General features: G+C 51.5%; 2 protein-coding genes. Both read right to left on the bottom strand.

Translation table 11 applies throughout. From position 1 onward, the window contains the following. Window positions 1–467 precede the first annotated feature (467 nt). Window positions 468–1,742, bottom strand: a complete 1,275-nt coding sequence (gene ltrA, locus O3C43_25090) for a group II intron reverse transcriptase/maturase (GenBank protein MDA1069766.1) — start codon at window positions 1,740–1,742, stop codon at window positions 468–470. 221 nt (window positions 1,743–1,963) lie between these two features. Further along, window positions 1,964–2,296 carry a hypothetical protein gene (locus O3C43_25085; GenBank protein ID MDA1069765.1) on the bottom strand — a complete coding sequence of 111 codons (333 nt, stop codon included), beginning with the start codon at window positions 2,294–2,296 and terminating at the stop codon, window positions 1,964–1,966. Window positions 2,297–2,944: the final 648 nt, after the last annotated feature.

Genomic DNA, 2,944 nt, shown 5'->3' with positions numbered 1-2,944 from the left:
CTGGGTTAGCGCTTCGCTGACGTGATCGATTGCGTAGATGAGAAACGCATTGCCTTCCGGAGTGGCCAGCCACCATCGGTCCTTGGTTTGCTGCAAGTGAAAGAAGCCGGTGGGCTCAAAAGTTAATTTCTTCCAGCCGCCAAAAGAATCGTGGATTATTGACTGGCTTGACATCGTTTGGGTCATCACCGCGAGAAAGAGGCAAAAAAAGGTTTTGGGGTAAAAACTCATAAGCCCTTATTTCAATGCACGGCCCCACTTGGGTCAATCTTGGTCCGTTGCTGACCATTGGTCACACAAAGGAGGTCGCATGGGGTCGTACCTAGGCAATTGACAAATTGGCTTCATCTGGCTGAAGCAGGCAAAACCTGGATTTCATTAAAGATTATTTGTCAATAATGAAGAATCACGGTAGGGACCGCCGTTACCGGCAGCCCCCCGCACAGATCCGTACGTGAAGAACTACCTCATACGGCTCCTGCCTTGAGTCTGGCGTGAAATCGTTGATCCGGATACGGGTGGATAATACGCGGACGGGGCAAATGCCGTCTCACAAGACGTTGCATACGTTCCCATGTCCAACGGTGACGACCTCGCTGGCTGCGTCGGCGTATCCCCTTCAACCACAGACGAGTTACCTCGTCCACGAATCGATGGATTCGACGACTATTGCTTGGGATGGCATGATAATTCAGCCACCCTTGCACCACACGCCGCAACCACCTGGCAGTTTCGCCCAGTGGCCGGTGCATGCGTTTGTGCAGCTTCACTTTGATCGCCTGAAGAGTGGCGCGTATGCGTTTGGCAATGGAGTGGCGGTGTATCGTGAACGTCCCATCCTTTCGCCTCTTGGCACACTTGTGTGTGAATCCAAGGAAGTCGAAGGTTTCGGGCCGTCGTTCCCCTCGCCTGCTCCGGCATTCGCTCGCATAACGACCGAACTCGATCAGACGGGTTTTACCTTCGTGCAGTTTTAAACCAAACTTGGCAAAGCGTGTTCGAAGTTCCTCCAAACACTTTCTCGCTTCCGCTTGGTTCTCAAAACCGATCACGAAGTCATCCGCATAACGTACCACTACCACGTCTCCCTGACAGTGGCGTTTGCGCCACCATTCTATCCACAGATCAAACACGTAGTGCAGATACACATTCGACAGGCACGGTGATATCACTGCGCCCTGAGGTGTTCCCACGGTCGCCTTTGACCATTGTCCATCCTCGCTGACCCCGGCTCGAAGCCATTTTCTGATCAGCCGAAGGATGCGCCGGTCACCGATTCGATGCTCCAGAAACTTGATCAGCCATTCGTGGTCAATCGCGTCAAAGAAGCCCTCTATATCGGCGTCCAGTATCCAGTTCACTCGTTTGCTGGAGATCCCCACACTCAGTGCATCAAGCGCACTGTGCTGGCTGCGTCCAGGCCGAAAGCCATAGCTGAATCCGAGAAAATCCTCCTCGTAGATGCTCTGCAATACCTTCGTCACCGCTTGTTGGACGATCTTGTCCTCCAGCGATGCGATGCCCAGTGGCCGTTTCCGGCCATCAGGCTTGGATATCCAGGCTCTCAGGGAGGGTTTAGCCCGGTAGGCTCCCCGATGAATCCTTCCATGAAGGCTCTCTAGGCGAACCCTCACATTTTGCTCGTATTCGCGCCAGGTCACCCCGTCAATCCCCACTGCCGCGGTCTTCTTCAACTGGAAGAATGCTTCGGTCAGCCGGTTCACATTGATATGATGTAACAAGGCCGTGAATTTGAGCTTGCCGTCCTTGCGGGCAGCTTCACGCACGCCGCGCAACCCACGTGACTTGCATTTATTCCGGCGCGGTGTCCGGTGCAAGGCGCTTTGCTTGGCGTTCCTCTTGGCTGAGTCCCTTTCCTCCATCGACTCCGCGGATGCTTCAGTGCCATCCTTGTTCGCCGACTTCGCAGGTAATACGAACTCATCTGACTTCCTGTTGGCGTTCATGCCGGCTGTACCGTCTGAGACGTTTTCCGACCGCTGCGTTGAACAAACTCATCGCAGACCAACAGGATCTCCCGGTTCTCGCGCTTGGAATTTAGACACATGTTCAGGGTCTCTGACTCCGCCGTGTCCGAAGTTATCTCGCCATGCGATAACCTCGATGTCGCCTTCCCCTTGTCATAACAAGGTCGGCACACGGAATGGATGATATCGGAGCTCAATGGCTGGCCTGCGTCTCCTCTCACCGATGCTACACCAGCGATGTTACCATCGCCCGCGTACGGTTCGAGGCCAGAGCTACTGGCTAGGTCTTCTCTGTCGGACTCTTTCATTCCTTATTCCAAGCCGGTTTATCCCGGCGCTTTCTATGACCCCGTTTCGCCGCCCTCCCCGTTTCGCCGGGTACCCGTTTCGCCGCCCTCGCGGAAGTCGCCCCTGTTTTGTATATGAATTAGCAGATCCAATCTATGGTAAGACCTACACTAAATTTATTGACCCAGCAACGCCTCGAAATCGACCTCGACGACGGTGTAAAACAAAACTACCCCAATTTTGGGAAAGCCTTGGATAAGGTGCCGAGGTTATTCCGAGGAGTTCTTTTGAAAATACTTTAAATTCGATTAAAATCTTCAATTATCTACACTAATTAAATAATAATCGCCTTTATGGGTAAAAATAATACCGCAATTTTATTGATTTCTACCTTTTTTGGATAAGAACTATTTTGGTTATATTTTATTAAAATCGCCTAAACTATGATTTATTCAAATGAAAATCTACGATATTCAGGTTTAGACGGTCTTTAATTAACAAAACTCTAGCAATGGCACTCACGTTTGGATCATCTGATAAAACCCGCTCTGCGGAAATTGCCCGAAAGTTGAAAGCGGGAAAGCTGCGGAAGCTTGCCGGCAAGCTTTATACGGATGATCTGCGTTCAAAACCGGAGGACATAATCAGACGGGCACGCCTTGAAATTG

The sequence above is a fragment of the Verrucomicrobiota bacterium genome, from assembly GCA_027622555.1.
In the GTDB taxonomy this organism is placed as follows: domain Bacteria; phylum Verrucomicrobiota; class Verrucomicrobiia; order Opitutales; family UBA2995; genus UBA2995.
Note: the sequence above shows the minus strand (reverse complement) of the source record. Positions and strands in the feature narration are given on the sequence as shown.

What these genes read in the sequence shown, in the direction of transcription:
- O3C43_25085 (MDA1069765.1), bottom strand. Translation starts at nt 2,296, where the DNA reads ATGAAAGAGTCCGACAGAGAAGACCTAGCCAGTAGCTCTGGCCTCGAA.